We start from the raw sequence: 17,011 nt of genomic DNA, 5'->3' as shown, positions 1-17,011 counted from the left end.
ACAGTTATTCGATGACCGTCTCCTACCGCCCGTCGACCTCCGGTACCACCCGCGGCACCACCTCCGCTCCGCGCCCGGCGTGGCGCGACTGGCTGGCCCTGGCCCTGCTGATGTTTCCGGTGCTGCTCGTTGCCGTGGATAACACCGCCCTCACGTTCGCGCTGCCGGCGATCGCGCGCAGCCTGGACGCCTCCGGAGTGGAACTGCTGTGGATCGTCGACACATACCCCCTGGTCCTGGCCGGCCTGCTGGTCGCGATGGGTAGCCTGGGCGACCGGATTGGCCGCCGGCGGCTGCTGTTCATCGGCAGCGCCGGTTTCGCGGCAGTCTCCGCGGTGACAGCCTTCGCGCCCGCCGCTGAGTGGCTGATCGCAGGGCGGGCGGGGCTCGGCTTCTTCGGCGCCATGCTGATGCCGTCCACGCTGTCCCTGATCCGCAACATCTTCCCCGAACCCAACCGCCGGCGGCTGGCCGTGGCGGTCTGGGCCGCGGGGTTCTCCGGTGGCGCCGCGTTGGGGCCCATCTTCGGAGGGTGGCTCGTGGAACACCTCTGGTGGGGAGCGGTCCTGCTGGTCGCGGTGCCCATCATCCTGCCCCTGCTGGTCCTCGGCCCTGCCCTGATCCCGGAATCCCGGGACCCGAACCCCGGCCGGGTGGATCTGCCGAGCATCGCCTTGTCCATGCTCGCCATGGCCCCGGCGGTCTACGGCATCAAAATCCTGGCCACCGAGGGCATGGCAGCGGGACCGCTCGCCGCCCTTGGCGACGGCCTGCTGATGGGGTACGCCTTCGTCCGCCGCCAGCGCCGGCTGGCAGCGGACGAGTCCGGCACTCCCCTGCTGGATCTGAGCCTCTTCGGCAACCCCGTGTTCAGCACCGCCATTACGGCCAACGTGCTGGCGCTGTTTTCCTACAACGGTTTTATCCTGTTCCTCGCCCAGCACCTGCAACTGCTGGAGGGGCAGTCGCCGTCCGAGTCCGGGATGGCCATGATCCCCGCACTGGTCGCCACTGTGGTGGCCGGGCTGCTGGTGGTGCCCCTGGTCCGCAAGGTCCGGCCCGGCTTTGTGGTGGCCGGCGGCCTGGTCCTGAGCGCCACGGGCTACGGTCTGGTGGCCCTGGGCGACCACAGCGCCGGTCCCGGCATCCTGCTGGCGGCCCTGCTGGTGCTCTGCCTGGGCGTCGGAGCCGCCGAAACCATTTCCAACGACCTGATCCTGGGGTCCGTGCCGGCAGCCAAATCCGGGGCCGCGGCCGCCATTTCCGAGACCGGGTACGAGGTTGGCTCACTGCTCGGCACGGCCGTCCTTGGCTCCATCCTGACGGCGTCGTACCAGCACAACCTGCGACTGCCGGCCGGCACTGCGGGGACGGCGCCGGCGGAGGCCACCGCGCGGGCCGGCGAGACCCTGGCCGGGGCTACGGAGCTGGCCCAGACCCTCCCCGGACCCGCGGCCGAGGCCGTGATGACTGCCGCGCGGGCGGCATTCGACTCCGGCGTCCACGTCACGGCCGCCATCGCCCTGGCACTGATGGCCGGCGCGGCAGTGCTGGCCGCCGTCGTGCTCCGGAGGGTGCCGACGGCGGCCTAGCGGCCGCCGCCGTGCGCCCGGCGCTAAACGCCAGCGTCCGACGCCGGGAAACCCGGCGCCGGACGCTGCATGGGCGTAGGGCCCGAACTACTTCTTGGAGTCGGGGGTGGTGACGCTGGCGGTGGCGCGCATCGTCTCGGCGTTCACCATCCAGGCGTACTGCTCGAACTTGGCAATGAACTCGTGCAGCAGGTCCGCGGTGGTGGGGTCTTCCTCGTCGACCTCGTCGTGGACCTTGCGCATGGTGCCAACGGCGGCCTCGAGCGCGGCAACGATCTTGTCGATGGCGTCCTTGGTGTTGATCAGGCCGGTGGGGAATTCGGCGAGCGCGGTGGTCTTGGACACCGTGGAGCTGCGGCCGTCCGGGAGGGCGTGGAGGGCGCGCATACGCTCGGCAAGGTCGTCAGCGAAGCCGCGGGCGGCCTCAATGATTTCATCCAGCTGCAGGTGAAGGTCGCGGAAGTTCGTCCCCACGATGTTCCAGTGGGCCTGTTTGCCCTGGACGTGGAGTTCGATGAGGTCCACGAGAACGGCCTGCAGGTTGCTCGTCAGGGTCGGTGTTGCTTTCATGCATCCTCCTTGATTGGAACGGCTGGTACGGCGTTATGCCTCAGACGCTACTCCAGGGAGGAGAGGGCTTTCGATGGTTCCGGCGGAATTTCACAATTAGCTTACTAAGTGTGCTTACTAAGCTGGCGGAAGGTTCTAGACTGCCTGGTTGAGCATGGGGCCCTGCGGGAAGAGTGCCCGGGTGATACCGCCGGCCGTGGCCTCGGACAGTTGTGCCAGGTAGTCGTTCCGGCGGCGCGGGGTGATGCGGGACTGGGGTTCGTAGCCCTGGTCCGGATCATCGGCGTAGTGGGCCGTGAGGCCGTCACGCATCAGCCGGATTGCCTCGGCACGCTGCTGCGACACGGCTGCGTGCGTCGAGCCGAGTTCCGCGGCCAGGTCCTTGACGGTCCGGTCACCGAAGTAGATTTCCTCCACAACGTAGCGCATCCGCTCCGGCAGGGATTTTACGGCGGCCCGGAGGTACTGGAGCCGTTCGTCCGCGAGGACGGAGCTTTCCGGGGACAGGGTCTCGGCGGCGAGTGTGTCGACGACGGCGTCGTCCAGCGGGGTGAGGGTGCGTGAGGCGTCCGCGAGGGCAGCCTCAACGACACTCTGCTGGACGCCAAGGGCGGACGCGATCTCGTCCACCGACGGGGTGCGGCCGAGGGCTGCGGCCAGGGTTTCCTGGACGGACATGGTCTCTTTGATCCGCCGGCGCGCGGAGCGTGTGGCCCAGTCGCTGGCGCGCATTTCATCGGCGAAGGCGCCGAGGATGCGGCGGCGCGCGAAGGCGCCGAAAGGTACGCCCAGGTCAGGGTCGAAGGAGTCGGCCGACGTAATGAGGGCTACAGCCCCGGCCGACGCCAGGTCATCGCGCGAGAGGTGGGACGCCTTCGAGCACAAATCAGAGACGAGATAGCCAACCAGCGGAAGGTGCTGGGTAACCATCTCGTTGCGTTCCACGCGATTCAATAGTGTGTCCCCCCATGAGACGGATCAGGAGTTTTAAAACCCTGAGCGCCGCACCCGCAAACGGTCCCGTGCTCCCCCCATGGGAGACGGTGTTCGAAGCTCGGGCGCAGCACCCAGAACGAAACCTATCACCTGATCTGGAATCTGCGTGTACCCTCAGGGAAAAGCTTGGCGGAAAATGCGGAAAGCCGTAATTTGGCCGGGATGACAGGGGAATGGGGCCCATGGGTGCAGCGGATCTTTCGGCGGCGCTGTGGCAGGAGCGGCGGCAGCTGGAACTGCTCCTGTTCCGCCTGGAAACGCAGCGCCTGCACGTAGCGGCCGGAAACATCCACTGGATCGCGTTTACGGCGTCGGAAGTGGAGTCGGTCCTGGACCGGATGCGCTTCGAGGCCCTGGCCCGCAATGTCGAATCCGCGGCCGTGGCCGCTGAATGGGGCCTCCCGGCGCAAGCGACATTGCCTGAATTGATTGCCGCCGCACCTCACGGCTCGTGGCCCACGGTCCTGCAGGAACACCTCGACGGCCTGCGCAGCCTGCTCGTCCGGCTTGCCGGGGCAACCCGCGTCAACGAGGACCTCATCCAGGGCCTGCAGCCACCCCCGGCTGCCGCCGATCCCGCCGAGGCCCTCGAACAGTTGACGGTGGCCGGAAACATCGAGCGTGCCCTGGCCATCACGCGCCGCGCCACGCTGCCTCTGATGGTGCAGTACCTGGGCGACGACGCGAACTCGCACTGACGGCAGGGCTGCTGCGGCCCGGAGGTCCAGCCGCGCAGCCGGTGCCGTCAGGCGGCCAGGTTCACTCCGCGGAGGCGGCAGGTGCCTGCGGCAGCAGCCCGCGCAGGGCGTCCTCGGTGCCGGCGTCGGCCTCCGCACCCGCTTCGGCGGCCGCGAGGTTCGCAGCGGCGATGGCCTCGATGACTTCCCGGCGCTGGATGGGGACGCCGCGGGGTGCTTCGATGCCGATGCGGACGCCGTCGCCGCGGCCTTCCAGAACAGTGATGACGATGCCGTCGCCGATCATGATCTGTTCGCCCGGCTTGCGTGTTAGTACCAGCATTCTCTCAATCTACCCTTCGTGGCCGGGGGCTGCGGCCCACGGCGCAGGCACGGGCGCCGGCTGGCCGTCGATCCAGCCCACGGGCAGGCCCAGCGCATCGACGCTTTCGGGCGAACCGGTATCCGCGGCGCCCACGACGGCCACGGCCGTCACCTCAAGGCGGGCGCGCAGCAGGCTGACCCAGCGGGCCGTGTCCTCGTGCTTGCGGCCGGCATCCACCACGACCCAGAGCTGGTCCGGGGACAGCGCCGAGATCGCCTGCAGCCGCGCCAGGGTGTTGCGGGCCGTACCCAGGCCGAAGGCGGTGATCACCGTCTGTTCGGTCTCCACGGCATGGGCGCGGGCCGCCGTCGCGCTTTGGCGTCCGTCCAGGTGCAGGTGCCCGTAGGCGCTCAGCTGCCCCGCGGTGCGGACGTCGGCGCCGCCGGCCGCGATGGACATGGCCAGGGCCGTGTCCAGGGCGTCGTCGCCGAGTCCCACCAGCACCACCAGGTCACCGGTTCCGTTCAAGGGGGCCGGTACCGTTGCCCGGACCGGCATGGCGGGCCGCCCGGGCGACGCCGGAGCCTCCTGCCGCGGCGCCGGAACCGGAGGTTCGCTGTCGATGGCCACAGGGGTAACCCGCGGTACGGGATCGGGCTGGGCCGCTGCCGGCGGCCGGAGTCCCGAGCCGAGCTGGTCCAGCAGTTCGGCGAAGCCCGGCGACTCGGTGGAGACCCCGGGGGCTCCACTCCGGTGCAGGGTCAGTTCGGCGGCGTCCGCCTCGGCCAGCAGGKCCGCGATGGCGTCGCCCTGCAGGGCGTGGCCAGGGGCGGCGACCCGAGGGCCGGCCGGGGCTTCCGGGGCCGGCCGGGCGTCGCGGGGTGCCCGCGGGCCGGCCGGCATGGCCGCGGCCTTCGCGGCGGGCCGGGCGTCAACCGGCCGGGCATCGGGCCGGGCGTCAGCCGGCCGGGCAGCAGTCTGCGCGGACTCGCCGTCGGCCAGGATGATGTCCGCCTCCGGCACCACCTCGCCGGTCACGACGTCGTGCTTGGGCTGGACCTCAACGATCGCCTCGAAGCGGTTGGCGGCGAAGAGCCCGGCGATGCCGGGGCTGATCACGCGTTCGGCGGAGACGATCCGGGCTGCGGGGCCGTACTGGGCTTCGGCCTTGCTGCGGATTTCCTCCAGCGAGGCTCCCTTAAGCCGATAGCGGTTCGGCATGGCGCACGACTCCTACAGTTTCGATCCGGACGTTGGCGGAAGTGACTTCCCGGTAGGACAGCACCGGGACGGACCCGGGCTGGGCACCGATGAGCCGGTGGATGGCCGGGCGCAGCGCCGGGGCGCAGACCAGGACGGCCTGCCGGTTGGCGGCGGCGGCGGACTCCACGGCGTTGTGGACGGAGCGGAGCACGGCGTCGAGCCTGTCCTGGCCCATCACGATCTGGCTGCCGCCCTCGGCAGGACGCATGTCCTCCAGCATGGACTGTTCCAGGACGGGGTCGATCATGATCACGTTCAGCACCGGGCCCTCCATGAACTTCGCGGTCAGGGCGGGGCCGAGGGCCTGGCGTGCGGCCTCCACGAGCGATTCCGGGTCCGTGGAGATCTTGGCCCGGAGGGTCAGGGCCTCGTAGATGCGGGCGAGGTCGTTGATGGGGACCTGTTCATCGAGCAGGCCCTGGAGTACCCGCTGAAGTTCGGCCAGGGACAGCAGTGCCGGGGTGAGTTCGTCGACGGCGGAGGGGCTCTGCTTGCGGACACCCTCGGTCAGGACACGGACGTCCTCGCGGGAGAGCAGCCGGGCGGCGTGGCTGGTGACAATGGAGGACAGGTGCGTGACCAGCACGGAGACGCGGTCGATCACGGTGGCCCCCGTCATCTCGGCGTTGTGCCGCATCTCGGCCGGTATCCATTTCCCGGCGAGCCCAAAGACCGGCTCGATCATCGCGACACCCGGCAGCGAATCCAGCGAATCGCCGAGGGCGAGCATCTGCCCTCCGGGGGCGGTGCCGCGGCCGGCCTCCACACCCGCGATCCGGATGGTGTAGGTGGCCGGCGGCAGGTCCACGCTGTCCCGGGTGCGGACCGGCGGGATGACCAGGCCCAGTTCCATGGCGATCTTGTGCCGCAGGGAACGGACCCGGGCCAGCAGGTCATCGGATGCGCCGGAGACCATGTCCACGAGGTCCGGGGCCAGCAGGATCTCCACGGGGTGGATCCGCATGTCCTCGAGCAGCTTCTCGTTGGGGTCCTGTTCCGGGGAGCTCAGGGCGGCGGCCTCGGCGTCGCGGGCCTTCTCGGCCTGCTGCTGGCTGGCCGCTGTACGGCGCGAGGCGATGATCAGTCCCGCGCCGACCAGGACGAACGGGATGGGCGGCATTCCCGGGATGAGCGCCATGGCGATCGCGGCCACGCCGGCGATCAGCAGGGCGTTGGGTGATTGCAGCAGCTGCGTGGAGGCGGTGCGCCCCATGTCCGCTTCGGCGTTGGAGCGGGTCACGATCATGCCGGTCGAGACGGCCATCAGCAGGGCCGGGATCTGGGTAACCAGGCCGTCGCCCATGGTCAGCAGGCCGTAGGTGCTCAGCGCGTCGCCGATCTCCTGTCCGCGCTGCAGCATGCCGATGGCGATGCCGCCGACAAAGTTGATGATGATAATGATGATGCCGGCAATGGCGTCACCCTTGACGAACTTGGAGGCGCCGTCCATCGCGCCGTAGAAGTCGGCTTCGGCGGAGACCTCGGCCCGCCGCTCCCGGGCCTGCGTGTCGGTGATCAGGCCGCCGTTGAGGTCGGCGTCGATCGCCATCTGCTTGCCCGGCATGGCATCCAGGGTGAAGCGCGCCCCCACTTCGGCGACGCGCTCGGCGCCCTTGGTGACCACCACGAACTGGATGACCACCAGGATGAGGAAGACGACGGCGCCGATGATCATCGACCCGCCCACCGTCACTTTGCCGAAAGCCTCAATGACCTGGCCGGCGTAGCCGTTGCCGAGGACCAGGCGGGTGGAGGCGACGTTCAGGCCCAGCCGGAACAGTGTGGCCACCAGCAGCAGCGACGGGAATACGGAAAAGTCCAGCGGCTTCTTCACGAACATGCTGGTCAGCAGCACCAGCAGCGCCAGCAGGATGTTGCAGACGATCAGGAAGTCCAGCAGCGGCGCGGGCACGGGAACCACCAGCAGCAGCACAATGCCGACGATGCCGATAGGCACCGCAAGCCGGGCGAGCCTGTTGTTCATAACGCGGTCCTTTCACAGACGCTGGTTCCAACGGTGTTCCGAAAAGTGGTCATAGCGAAGCTCCCGCCATCCGGTGCAGGCCGGCCCCGGCACCGCGGGCCTTAAGCGACATCACGAAGGCCAGCACGCCGGCCACGGCGTGGTAAAAATCCACCGGGATTTCCTGCCCCAGTTCACAAGCCCCATGCAGCGCCCGGGCGAGCGGGATGTCCTGGACCATGGGCACGTCCTTAGCTTCGGCTTCCTGCCGGATACGGGCCGCGACGTGCCCGGCGCCCTTGGCGACCACCCGCGGGGCCGACTTGCCGGGTTCATACTTCAGCGCGACGGCGACGTGCGTCGGGTTGACCAGGACGACGTCGGCGTCCCCGATCGCCGCGATCATACGGTTCCGGCTCATGGCCAGCTGCCGGGCCCGGCGCTGGGAGCGGATCAGCGGATCACCTTCGCTGCTCTTGTTCTCGTCCTGGACTTCCTTCTTGGACATCCGGGTTTTCTTCCGGTTCCGCCGCATCACCACAAAGAAGTCGACGGCGGCCAGCGCAATGCCGGCGAAGACGGCGAACTGCACCAGGGAGGAAATACCGCCGCCAGCGGCGGCCACCACTCCGGAGACGGGCAGGCCGCCGGCGGTGAGCAGCACCGGGATGAGCCCCTGCACCACGGAGTAGAGCACCAGCCCGACGACGGTGGCCTTGAGCAGGGCCTTGACTCCGCCCCAGAGCGCCTGCGTGCCGAACGAGCGTTTCAGGCCGCTCAGCAGTTTGAAGTTCTCGAATGAAACCCGGAACTTCTTCACGTGGATCCCGCCCTGCAGGGCGGAGCCGACGAGGACCACCACCAGGACAACTACCAGCAGCGGGCCCAGGATTCCGGCCAGTGAGCCGAGCCCGTTCTCGAGCGCCTTCACGGCCTTCGCAGGGTCAGGTGCGGCCATCACTCCCCGGATGCTGAAGACCTGGTCCGTGGCGGCGTTGGCGCCGCGTTCCACCGTGGCCGGAATCATCACGGCGGCGGCTCCGACGGCCAGCCACGCCGTGAGGTCCTGCGAGCGGGAGAGCTGGCCCTTGGAGCGGACCTCCCGCATGCGTTTGTCGGTGGCTTGTTCGGTTTTCTCCTGTGAATCCGACATCAGCCCACCCCCAGCACTGTCCTGGCGGCCTGGCCGGCGAGGGTGGAGACGATCCGCGGCAGGGCCAGGAAGAGGAATGCGGCCAGCGAGAGCGTCAGCATGATTTTGAGCGGGAAGCCGAGCGAGAACGCGTTCAGTGCCGGGGCCACCCGGGTCAGCAGGCCCAGTCCGACGTCGGCGAGGAATAGGACTACCAGCAGCGGGCCGGCGATCTGGACGGCGGCGAGGAACATGCCGGTGACCGCGGACGTCATGGCCTGGACCGGCTGGGCGAGGTCGATGCCGCCGGCCAGGGGCAGCGCGGTGAAGCTCCCGGTCAGGCCGCCGATGACCAGCTGGTAGCCGTCGGAGGAGAACAGCAGGGCGAGGGCCGCCATCTGCAGGAGCCGGGTGAACTGGGCGCCGTTGACCATCATCTGCGGGTCGAAGGCCTGCGCCATCTGGAAGCCGCTGAAGAGGTCGATCAGGCTGCCGGCGGACTGCACGGCCGCGAAGACCAGCATCACCAGGAACCCCAGGACCAGCCCGGTGATCAGTTCCAGGACCACGCCGGTGAAGAAGCCTGCAGTGTCCTTGGCCGTGTAGCCCGCGGAAAGCCGCTGCGAGACGGCCAGGCCCAGGCCAACGCCGAGCATCGCCTTGATCCGTGCCGGGAAGGCGTGGTGCGCGAACGGCGGTGCCACGATCAGGAACGCCGTCATCCGGACGGTGGCCAGGAGCAGGACCTCCAGCCACGTCTGGTCGATSGGGATGCCCACCTCACAAGCCTCCGAGCAGGGATGGGATCTTGGCGAAGAGGTCGTTGGTGAAGGTGACCATTTCCGAGATCATCCAGTGCCCGCAGACCAGCAGGGCGACCGCCACGGCGGCCAGTTTCGGCACGAAGGAGAGGGTGGCTTCCTGAAGCTGGGTGATGGACTGCAGCAGCGAAATCGCCAGGCCCACCACCAGCGCCGTTACCAGCACCGGGGCCGAGAGCTTGGCGGCCACGATCATGGCCTGGAGGCAGATGTCCAGGACGGCGTTGGCGTTCATCCGGTGCCCGCATAACTCTGGATCAGCGAGGTGATGATCAGGCCCCAGCCGTCCACCAGGACGAAGAGGAGGATCTTGAAGGGCAGCGAGATCATGACCGGCGGGAGCATCATCATGCCCATCGACATCAGGGCCGCGGACACCACCAGGTCGATCACCAGGAACGGGATGAAGATGACGAAGCCGATAATGAAGGCGGCCCGCAGCTCGGAAATCATAAACGCGGGAATCAGGGTCTGCAGCGGCACCGCCTCCGGGGTGGCCGGGTTTTCCATGCCGGCCGCCCGGGTCATCAGCGCAATGTCTTCCTCGCGGGTGTGCGCCAGCATAAAGTGCTGCAGCGGCCCGGATCCGGCGCTGAGGGCACCGTTGAAATCAAGCGTCCCGTTCAAGTAGGGCTGCACGCCGATGGTGTTCATCTCGTTGATGACCGGCCACATCACGAAGATCGACAGGAACAGGGCCAGCCCGGCCAGCACCTGGTTCGGCGGGATGGAGGGCAGCGAGAGCGCGTTGCGGGTCATGGCCAGCACCACGAAAATCTTCGTGAACGAGGTCATCATCAGCAGCAGGGCCGGCGCCACCGACAGTAGCGTGATGCCGATCAGGGTCAGGACGGCCGAGGAGGGTTTGCCGTCCATACCGTTGATTTGGATGTTGACGTTGCCGTTATCCGGGCTGGCCGGCGGTGTCGGCGGAACGGGCGGTACCGGGGCGGTGGCATGGCCGGCAGACGCGTTCAGCCACAGGAGCAGGACGGCCAGGAGCACGGCGGCGAGGCCGACGGCGAGGATCCTGCCGCTGCGGCGGAGGCTGGCGTGGCTGGTACCCGGGAGGGTGGCGGAGCGGAGGGCAGGGCGGATCAATTGCGGCGCCCGCTCCTGAGAGCGGCGGCGGCCTGCTTCCAGGTGGATCCGGACAGGATCGACCCGTGCATCGGCGGATGGGCCGGGGCGGCCATAGTGCCACGTCCCGGGCCAGTCCGGGCGTGTGATTCGCGGTGGATTGAGGTGCGCCGGGACACCGGCGTCTCGGTCGTACCGGCCTGGGCTGCAGCGGCGGGATCGGCGGCTACAGACGGCACGCCGGATCCGGAGTCGGCCGCCGCATCGGCGGCACCGGGTGCCGGGGCGGAGAGGCCGCCGGCGGTGGCAAGGATCTGCGCGAAGGCGCCGGCGGCACCGGTGCGGCGGGGGGCCGGGGACAGCTCTTCGGCCGGTTCGTCCGGGATGTCGCCGGTGTGCAGGACGTTGACGGCGTGGTCGGTGACGCCCAGCAGGAAGCGCTGCCCGCCGGCGTCGACCACCACAACGGAGGCCCGCTGGCCGACGCTTTGCCGGCTGACGACGCTCAGGGTGGCGTCAGCGCGGCGTCGTCCCGGGCCTTTGCCGAGACGGCGTTGCAGCAACCAGATCAGGCCAAGCACCGCGCCCAGGGCTACGGCTACCCGCAGTCCGAGGATCAGCGAGTCCATTCAGCTAAGCCCCTCGGCCACGTCGAGGATCCGGGTGATCCGCACGGCGTAGTCCTGGTCCAGGACCACCACTTCGCCGTGGGCGATCAGCCGGCCGTTGAGCAGGACGTCGGCGGGGGCACCGGCGGAACGGTCCAGTTCGATGATCTTGCCGGGTTCGAGCGAGAGGACGTCTCGGACCGACATGCGGGTCCGGCCGATCTCCACGGTCAGGGCCATTTCGATGTTGTTGATCCGGCCCAGCCGGCCGGCAACGATGTCGCCGCCGCCGAAGAGGTCACCGGCGCGGTCCTGGCTGTTGCCGTGCTCGCGCAGCCGGACAGCGAACCACGCGGCAGGGCTGGTGCCCTCGGAGAGTTCGAAAACGGCGGTGTCCGGGTCCGAGAGCAACCCGGACGCATCGGATTCGCGCAGGTCCGACAGCACGCCGGCACCAAAGACGGAACTTGCGCTTTCCATCGCCGGGCGCAGGACGTCGGTGACGGACACGACGCCGAGCTGGCCGCCGGCCATACCGCCGGCAGCTTCATCGAGGAAGGTGCGGTCGCTGAGCATCAGGGCCAGGTCAGCGGTCACGGCACCGACGAACGTCGCCGTGACGGCCTGCCGGGCGTAGGGCGCCGCGGCGCGGGCCGGGACCAGGGCTGCAACCTTCAGGGCTACCGGGCTGGGCAGTTCCTCAACGAGCCGCTCCGCCGACGATTCGTGCTTGGTCAGGGTGATGCTCATTGGTTGTTCTCCTCGATTGTGACAATGACGGCGGCGGCCCGGGACCCGTTGCGGGCCGGGGCGGCAGTGGCCAGCCTCGTGCCGTCAAGGGTGAGGTCGAAGGGCCGGTTTTCCAGGTGCGGGAGGGTCAGGACGTCCCCGACCGCGAGGCCCAGCACCTGGCTGGGAGTGACGTACGAGGTCGAGAGCCTGACGGAGAGCTCCACGGGAACCCGCTCCAGCTGCGAGCTGACACGGGCTGCGGCGTTACCGCGGTCGTCCGTCGGGTTGACCTTCTTCAGCCGGCCCAGCAGGATCCCGGCCGGCACGGCCAGGGTCGCCGGGGCGCTGATGTTGCCGACGTTGATGGTGAAGGATGCCACGATCATCAGTTCGCTGGGCGCGGCAGCCTGCGCGAACTGCGAGTTGTACTGGACCGTGTCCACCCGGATGGTTTCGCTCAGGAGCGGCCCCAGGGAGTAGCCGAGGTCCTCGAGTGCCTCGTCCATCAGTCCCTTGACCAGGGCCTGCTCGATCTGGGTGAACTTCCGGTCCGGCATGGCGGTGTCGTTCGAGGCGCCGAGCATGCGGTTGATCCAGCCGAGGGCCGAAGGGGCCGGGAACTGCACCACCAGCTTCGAATCGTGGGACTCGACGGTGCAGAGCACCATGGCCGTGACGGCCGGCAGCGACGCGGCGTACTCGTCGTAGCTTTGCATTCCGACGTCTTCGAGCCGGACCACGGACTTCACCCTGACCTTAGCGGTCAGCTGGGTGCCCCACTGGCGGGCGAAGGTCTCGAAGGCGAGTTCCAGGACCCTGCTGTGCTCACGCGCAAGCGTCGCCGGACGCCGGAAGTCATAGACGCTAACGGTCCGCTCCCGTACCACTTCCCGCTCATCCAGAACACTCACGGTTGCCACTATCGGCAAGGGACCCGCCGTCGTAAGCAGTCCGCCGCAGGCAATATGAGGACGGCAAAATGCGGCGGCCGGGCCGGGCTTACTTCTCGCTGAGTTTGAGCGCCTCGGGAATGAGGGCGCGGACGACGTCGGGCTTGTCCGAGATGACGACGATGTCCACCCGCCGGTTCCGTTCCATCAGCTGCGGGGTGGAGTCGTCGTTGACCTGACGGGCGGAGCCGAAGGCGACGGCCCCGATGCGCTGCTGCGGGATCCCGCCGTGGTCCACCATAAAGCGCAGGACGTTGACGGCGCGCGCGGAGGACAGCTCCCACGTGGACGGGTAGGCCGTGATGCCCTTCGCAGCGTGGCCCTCCACCATGATCTCCAGGGATGTCGGGCCCAGGATCGGCGAGATGATGTGCAGCACCTGGGCGGCCCGGTTGGTGAGTTCGGGCCGGTCCGGGGCGAAGAACGCCTGCGAGCCGATGAGCTTGACCGTCAGACCGCGCTGGTCGATCTGGAACTCGACGTTTTGCGTCAGCCCGGCGGCGGCCAGGCCGGCCTTCATCTTCTTCTCGAGCGCGCGCAGCCGGTCCACTTCTTTTTTGGCCGCGGCGAGGGCCTCCTGCTGGGCTGTTTTGCTGTTCGTCTGGGTAGCCGCGAAGGCTTCGAGGTTCTTGTCCACGAATTCGGGCGGGACCACCGTGCCGGAGGCCGTGTCCACCTTTTCGGAGGCCACGGCGCCGAAGCCGGTGGCCAGCGAGTTGCGGAGTTTTTCGAACTTGTTCGCGTCGACCGTGGACATGGCGTAGAGGACGATGAAGAGGCACATCAGCACGGTGACCATGTCCATGTAGGAGGCCATCCAGCGTTCGTCGACGTGATGCGCTTCGGGTTTCTTGCGGGGCCGCCGCCGTCCGCTCACGCGGCCGAGTCCATCGGTTCCGGCTGGCCGTCCCCGCTGGGAGTCTTGCGGCGGCTGTCGGCGCTCTTGAGCTGGTGCTCGGGGACCATGGACCGGAGCCGTTCGGCCAGGAGCAGGGGCTGGGCGCCGGACTGGACGGCCAGCATGCCCTCCATCAGGAGCGTCATGCGTTCGATGTCCAGTTCGGAGAGGCGGGCCATACGCGAACTGAAGGGCAGCCAGATGAAGTTGGCGGAGAGCAGGCCCCACAGGGTGGCAACGAACGCGGCGGCGATCATGTGTCCCAGCTCGTCCGGCTTCGACAGGTTTTCGAGGACGTGGGTCAGGGAGACAACGGTGCCGACGATGCCGACCGTGGGGGCGTAGCCGCCGAGGCTGGCGAAGAACTTTGAGGAGGCGTGGTCGCTGCGGGATTTCGTGTCGATCTCGTCCTCCATCTGCATCCGGAGGTCCTCGGCGTCGGTGCCGTCGGCGATGTTCTGCAGGGCGCGGGCCAGGAACGGATCCTTGACGCTCGCCGCCTCCTCCTCGAGGGAGAGCAGGCCCGCCGCGCGGGCTTTCTCCGCGAAGCGGACCATCTGGTCGATGCTTTCCTGCGGCTTGGCCGTTTTCCCCATGAACATTGCCGGCACGGATTTGAACGCCTGAATGACGTCCCTGAGGGTGTTGCCGGCCATCCCGATGGCCAACGTGGCGCCGAAGACCAGGATGAGCGGTCCGGGCAGCAGCAGGGCGGTGATGCTGCCGCCTTCAACCAGCACCATCGCGATGACGGAACCAAATGCGAGGAGTAGTCCAATGATTGTTGCGGGATCCATGGCTTACTTCCTTGGTGGTTCAGGTGCGGACGAGTCGTCCGGGCCGGCAGACGGGACCAGGCTGAGGGGGTACCCCGTGACCGCGGGAAAATCCCGCGCCTTGCTCAGGACGTAGGCGCGGTAGTCGGCAATCAGCTCCACCACCTCGGCGAGGCTTTCGAGCACCACGTAGGCGGCGCCGTCGAGCGTGACCAGGTGGGTGTCCGGGCTCTCGTGGATCCGTTCAATCAGGTCCGGATTGACCGCGAAGCGCGTTCCGTTGAGGCGAGTGACAACGATCATGGGCCGATTCTGCTCTGTGGACTGCCTGGCTGTGCGGCCAAGCGGAGGGATGGGGTGTTCTACCCTTACTGTCGGCCGCCAGCGCGCTTTCGTTAGGCACGGCCCTCCCACTGCCCTTCCCCTGGCTAAGCCCGCCCTCTCCCCCGGCCTTCCCCCTGGTTGCGCTATCACTTTTGGCTGCTCTCCCCCGGTCTTGCCAGCCAAAAGTKATAGCGCAACTGAGGGGTGTGGATAACCTCAGCGGCCCGGGGGCGTTTGCCGCCACAATGATCCGCATGCGCTCTCCCGCACCGTTGCCCTCCACCCTGTCCGCCGCGCCGTTCACACTGCATGAGGCCCGTGCGGCCAATCTGAGCCGAGCCCGCCTCCGCGCCTCCGACCTCGCTCCGGGCGGCCGCCTGGTCTACCTCCCCGGAGCCTGGGAGTTTGAGCTGCGAGATCTGGCCCGGGCGCTCTCAGCAGCGACGCCTGGCAGCTGGATTTCGCACCTGAGCGCCGCAGTTATTTACGGGCTGTGGCTGCCGCCGTGGCTGAGCGGCTGCCGGGAGCTGCACCTGAGCAAACCGAAGGCACTTCCCCCGGTCAGGCGCAAAGGCGTGATGGGACACACCGTGCTGGCCTTCCCGAACGAAGTCACCGTGGTGGACGGCATCCGGATATCGACGCCGGCCAGGACCTGGCTGGATTTGGCCCGCCGGCTGCGGCTGGAGGACCTCGTTGCTGTCGGTGACCAGCTGGTCCGCCAACCGCGGCCAGGACTCGAGCTCCGCACCGAGCCGTGGGCCACGCGCGAGGAACTGGGCACCATGCTGCACCGCCACCCGAAGCTGCAGGGCATCGTAAAAGCGCGCCTCGCCGCCGAACTCATCCGGCCGGGCGCCGACTCCGCACCGGAGACGCTCCTCCGGCTGGCGCTGACCGCCGCGGGCCTCCCGGAACCGGAGCTCCAGCTCAAGCTAGTGCCCGCGGACCCGTACTCACCGGCCGCCGATCTTGGTTACCGCAAGCTGCGGGTGGCCATCCAGTACGACGGCGCCCATCACCGGACGCCCGAACAGGGGGCAAAGTCAACTGATCGGAGCAACGCGGGTGGTTATGCCGCTTGCAGCAGCTGGTTCAGCCGGTTGGCCGGGGTCTCGAGGTTCAGGGTAGGCCGGGGCCTGCGGTTCAGCTTCGCAGCGACCTGGCGGAGGTCCTCGGGGGTGTGGACGGAGAGGTTCGAGCCTTTCTCGAACCAGAACCGCAGGAGCCGGTTGGTGTTCTCGTTGGTCCCGCGCTGCCAGGGCGAGTGCGGGTCGCAGAAGTAAAGCGTGGTCTCGAGAGCTGTTTGGATCCGGGCGTAGTCGGCCAGTTCCGTTCCGCGGTCCCATGTGATCGAGCGGCGGAGGTGCTCCGGGAGCTGGGCCATCTCCCGGATCATCGCGGCCGCGACCGTCTCGGCGGTGTGGTCCCCGGGGAGGTGGAGGAGGATCGTGAACCTGGTTGAGCGCTCCACGAGCGTGCCGATCGCGGTCCCGTCGCAGCCGATAATCAGGTCTCCCTCCCAATGCCCGGGCACGGCCCGGTCCTGGACTTCGGCCGGGCGGTCACTGATCTTGAACGCTTCCTTGTAGGGGCTGTTCTTCGTCCGGTCCGCGGCATGGGGAACACGCTGTTTCCGCTTCAGGCTCAGCTTCCCGGCCAGGTCTGCCCGCAGGGAGCCGCGGGATTGAACGTATATCGCCTGGTAGATCGTCTCGTGGCTCACCTGCATAGTCTGATCGTCGCCGAAGTGGAAGGCCAACATCTCCGAGATCAGTTTCGGGCTCCACCCGTCATCCATCCACACCCCGATCAGCCGGCACAGCGCCTCGTCCTCGACCAGCTTCAACCGTTTAGGCCGGCGCCGGGACTGATGCGCTTTGGCGTGAGCGATCGAGGCGAAATACTCGCCGCCCTCAACGGTATTCCGGTGCACCTCCCGCCACACCACGGACCTGTCCCGCCCGATCAGTTCGCCGATTTTGGCGAAACTCATTCCACTGCGCCGGCCCATCTGGATCATCCCCCGCTCGGCAAGGCCCAGCGCCCGGCCAGGACCTTCCGCCGTGGGCGCCGGGTCAGCGAGGCCGCCCACAGCACCCATGCTCACAGTCATCATCTGGCCAGACTGAGCCCACCAGTTCCGCCCGGATTGACGCGCCGCGCCGACACGCCGGGCAGCAGCCAGAACCGACATCCCGCCGCACACCAAATCAAAGAACTCAGTCCGGGAATCCAAGGAAAATACGTTGCCCATCAAACGCTCCATCTTTCAGAGCGTTGCAACGACCCTATGACTTTGCC

General features: G+C 68.2%; 18 protein-coding genes. 2 read left to right on the top strand and 16 right to left on the bottom strand.

What is annotated here, in order from left to right; all coding sequences use genetic code 11:
- Positions 1–11 precede the first annotated feature (11 nt).
- Positions 12–1,592: an MFS transporter gene (locus AC1DBE_RS06505; RefSeq protein WP_476969984.1), complete on the top strand. Its 1,581-nt coding sequence runs from the start codon at positions 12–14 to the stop codon at positions 1,590–1,592.
- Between the two features lie 87 nt (positions 1,593–1,679).
- Here AC1DBE_RS06505 and AC1DBE_RS06500 read toward each other — a convergent pair whose 3' ends face one another.
- Complete coding sequence (locus AC1DBE_RS06500; RefSeq protein WP_476879917.1) at positions 1,680–2,162, bottom strand: Dps family protein; 483 nt, start codon at positions 2,160–2,162, stop codon at positions 1,680–1,682.
- Between the two features lie 135 nt (positions 2,163–2,297).
- Complete coding sequence (locus AC1DBE_RS06495) at positions 2,298–3,116, bottom strand: sigma-70 family RNA polymerase sigma factor (protein ID WP_476969983.1); 819 nt, start codon at positions 3,114–3,116, stop codon at positions 2,298–2,300.
- A gap of 224 nt (positions 3,117–3,340) precedes the next feature.
- On the opposite strand from AC1DBE_RS06495, the gene flgN reads away from it, so the two are divergent.
- Entirely contained in the window at positions 3,341–3,856 is a 516-nt protein-coding gene (gene flgN / locus AC1DBE_RS06490; RefSeq protein WP_476879565.1) for a flagellar export chaperone FlgN, read from the top strand.
- A 61-nt stretch (positions 3,857–3,917) separates the two neighbouring features.
- Here the strand turns inward: flgN and AC1DBE_RS06485 are convergent, their stop codons facing one another.
- From AC1DBE_RS06485 to AC1DBE_RS06420, 14 genes are all read right to left on the bottom strand, one after another.
- Entirely contained in the window at positions 3,918–4,178 is a 261-nt protein-coding gene (locus AC1DBE_RS06485) for a carbon storage regulator (RefSeq protein ID WP_476879564.1), read from the bottom strand.
- Positions 4,179–4,187: 9 nt separating this feature from the next.
- Positions 4,188–5,381 (bottom strand): hypothetical protein, encoded by a 1,194-nt coding sequence (locus AC1DBE_RS06480; protein WP_476969982.1) that lies wholly within the window; start codon positions 5,379–5,381, stop codon positions 4,188–4,190.
- A complete protein-coding gene (locus AC1DBE_RS06475; protein WP_476969981.1) occupies positions 5,359–7,407 on the bottom strand; it encodes a flagellar biosynthesis protein FlhA in 2,049 nt (682 codons plus the stop codon). Before AC1DBE_RS06475 ends, AC1DBE_RS06480 begins: the two co-directional genes overlap by 23 nt.
- 49 nt (positions 7,408–7,456) lie before the next feature.
- A complete protein-coding gene (locus AC1DBE_RS06470; protein ID WP_476969980.1) occupies positions 7,457–8,539 on the bottom strand; it encodes an EscU/YscU/HrcU family type III secretion system export apparatus switch protein in 1,083 nt (360 codons plus the stop codon).
- Positions 8,539–9,297, bottom strand: a complete 759-nt coding sequence (locus AC1DBE_RS06465) for a flagellar biosynthetic protein FliR (protein WP_476969979.1) — start codon at positions 9,295–9,297, stop codon at positions 8,539–8,541. Before AC1DBE_RS06465 ends, AC1DBE_RS06470 begins: the two co-directional genes overlap by 1 nt.
- A 1-nt stretch (position 9,298) precedes the next feature.
- Positions 9,299–9,574: a flagellar biosynthesis protein FliQ gene (gene fliQ / locus AC1DBE_RS06460; RefSeq protein WP_476879559.1), complete on the bottom strand. Its 276-nt coding sequence runs from the start codon at positions 9,572–9,574 to the stop codon at positions 9,299–9,301.
- Entirely contained in the window at positions 9,571–10,440 is an 870-nt protein-coding gene (fliP, locus tag AC1DBE_RS06455; RefSeq protein WP_476879558.1) for a flagellar type III secretion system pore protein FliP, read from the bottom strand. Before fliP ends, fliQ begins: the two co-directional genes overlap by 4 nt.
- Entirely contained in the window at positions 10,437–11,048 is a 612-nt protein-coding gene (fliO, locus tag AC1DBE_RS06450; protein ID WP_476969978.1) for a flagellar biosynthetic protein FliO, read from the bottom strand. Before fliO ends, fliP begins: the two co-directional genes overlap by 4 nt.
- Entirely contained in the window at positions 11,049–11,777 is a 729-nt protein-coding gene (fliN, locus tag AC1DBE_RS06445) for a flagellar motor switch protein FliN (RefSeq protein WP_476879556.1), read from the bottom strand. It abuts the gene before it with no gap.
- On the bottom strand, positions 11,774–12,670 hold the full coding sequence (locus tag AC1DBE_RS06440) for a flagellar motor switch protein FliM (RefSeq protein WP_476879555.1): 897 nt from the start codon (positions 12,668–12,670) through the stop codon (positions 11,774–11,776). Before AC1DBE_RS06440 ends, fliN begins: the two co-directional genes overlap by 4 nt.
- An 88-nt stretch (positions 12,671–12,758) precedes the next feature.
- Positions 12,759–13,586, bottom strand: a complete 828-nt coding sequence (locus AC1DBE_RS06435; protein WP_476903624.1) for an OmpA/MotB family protein — start codon at positions 13,584–13,586, stop codon at positions 12,759–12,761.
- Positions 13,583–14,404, bottom strand: coding sequence for a motility protein A (locus AC1DBE_RS06430; protein ID WP_476969977.1), 822 nt, complete (start codon positions 14,402–14,404; stop codon positions 13,583–13,585). The genes AC1DBE_RS06435 and AC1DBE_RS06430 overlap by 4 nt, the downstream gene beginning before the upstream one ends.
- A gap of 3 nt (positions 14,405–14,407) precedes the next feature.
- Entirely contained in the window at positions 14,408–14,686 is a 279-nt protein-coding gene (locus AC1DBE_RS06425; RefSeq protein ID WP_476880648.1) for a flagellar FlbD family protein, read from the bottom strand.
- A 1,093-nt stretch (positions 14,687–15,779) separates the two neighbouring features.
- Positions 15,780–16,964 carry an IS30 family transposase gene (locus AC1DBE_RS06420; protein ID WP_476969976.1) on the bottom strand — a complete coding sequence of 395 codons (1,185 nt, stop codon included), beginning with the start codon at positions 16,962–16,964 and terminating at the stop codon, positions 15,780–15,782.
- Between the last annotated feature and the right edge of the window lie 47 nt (positions 16,965–17,011).

This window comes from Arthrobacter sp. 10T416 (genome assembly GCF_056394165.1).
This window is presented reverse-complemented; position numbering and strand designations above follow the sequence as displayed.